Below are 1,590 nucleotides of genomic sequence, written 5' to 3'. Positions count from 1 at the left end.
CCCGAGTCGAGTCACTTTAGTGTGTCGGCCAGGGCGTTCCGGTGGCGGTGAGGATGTCGCGTGCGGTTTCGGTGAGGGGGTCGGCGGCGGTGTGTTCGTGGCCGGCGATGCGCACGGTGATCTGTTGCAAGGGCCGTAGTGTGCGGATGATTTTCTTGATGCTCAGCCCGGTGGCGTCTTGTAGGTGACGGGCCACGGCCAGGGCGGCCATGACCACGGTGAGGTGGGCTTCGATGGCGTCCTTGTCGTGGTGGAAGATCGGGCGGGCGCGTAGGTCGCTCTTGGACATCCGAAACGATGCCTCGACGTGCCACAGGTCGTGGTAGGCGGCGATGACCTCACCGGCGGGCATGATCGTGGCGGGGATGTTGGTGACGTATCCCTTCAAACCGGCCAACCGGCGGGCCCGGTCCAACGCGGCCTGGTCCAGCACGGCCGTCCCGGCCTGAGTCTTGACGAACCGCGGGGTACGGGCGGCCTTCTCACCAGCGACGACGGCTTTCGCGCGGTTCTCCTGCGCGGTCAACGTGCGCCCGTCCCGCGCGGCGCGTTTGGCGCTGTAGGCCCACACCGCCCGCCACGACCGTTCATGCACGCCGGGGTCCCAGACCGGTTCGGCCCGCACCTTCGTGTCGTTCTCCCCGGCCGCGTTGGCGTGCCGCGGGGTGAGGGTGTCGATGAGCTGCCCGTCGGTGAACACGTCCCCGTGCCAGCGGAAGTGGGATTCCAGGTCGGCCGGGGCCTTGGTCTGTCGGGAGCCCACGATGAACCGCAGCCCGGCCGCATCCAACGCTTTCAGGTTCGCCGCCGACAGCATCCCCGCATCGGCGACCACGACCATGTCCGCGATGCCGTGCCGTTCCTGGAACGCGGTGATCGTGGGCAGCATCGTGGCGGTCTCGGCCTTGTTGCCCTCCCAGCAGGTGATCTCCAAGGGGAACCCGGCCCGGTCCACCAGCAGACCGACCACGATCTGGGGGTCCACGCGGCGTTCCTTGGAGTAGCCGACCTTGCGCAGCTCATCCTCGTGCTCGGCCTCGAAGTACAACGTCGTCACGTCATACAGCACCAGGGTGAGGTCGCCGTGGGCGGCGGCGTGGGCGAAGCACGCGGTCGCGATCTGGCCGCGGTAATCCCGTTCGACAGCCCTGCCCAGGCAGCGGAACATCGTACGCAGCGACGCGTGCGGCACGCCGATCTCATCCAGCACCCGCAGACTGTCGGCCTTGCTCGTCGGCTCGACCAGACGCGCCAGGACCAGCTGCGCGAACGCCTCATCACCCAGGACATCGAACCCCAGCCGGGTGTACGCGCTGGTCAGCACATGCCACAACAGGGCGCACGTCTTGCCCGTGATCACCGCCTGACCGCTCGGCGCCGCCTCGGGGCCCAGGTCGAGTTCACCCTGCCCAGGATTCATCCTGACCCGGGCCACCTCCAGCAACGCACTCAACTCCCCATCGGTACGCGCCGACCCCAGGTGCTCCAACACCACGTCACGACCCCCTCGCCGCGCCGCGATCTGCACCGCCGTCGCGCCCGAGGCCGTGCGGACCCTGCGTACGAACACCACTCCGACAGCCTATTAGT

General features: G+C 68.2%; 1 protein-coding gene. It reads right to left on the bottom strand.

Annotation, left to right across the window (positions count from 1 at the left end):
• Window positions 1-16 precede the first annotated feature (16 nt).
• Complete coding sequence (locus MOPEL_RS06055) at window positions 17-1,573, bottom strand: IS1634 family transposase (protein ID WP_009481981.1); 1,557 nt, start codon at window positions 1,571-1,573, stop codon at window positions 17-19.
• Between the last annotated feature and the right edge of the window lie 17 nt (window positions 1,574-1,590).

It is taken from the genome of Mobilicoccus pelagius NBRC 104925 (assembly GCF_000247995.1).
GTDB classification, from domain to species: domain Bacteria; phylum Actinomycetota; class Actinomycetes; order Actinomycetales; family Dermatophilaceae; genus Mobilicoccus; species Mobilicoccus pelagius.
The sequence above is the reverse complement of the archived record's forward strand: the minus strand, read 5'-3'. Positions and strand labels throughout refer to the sequence as shown.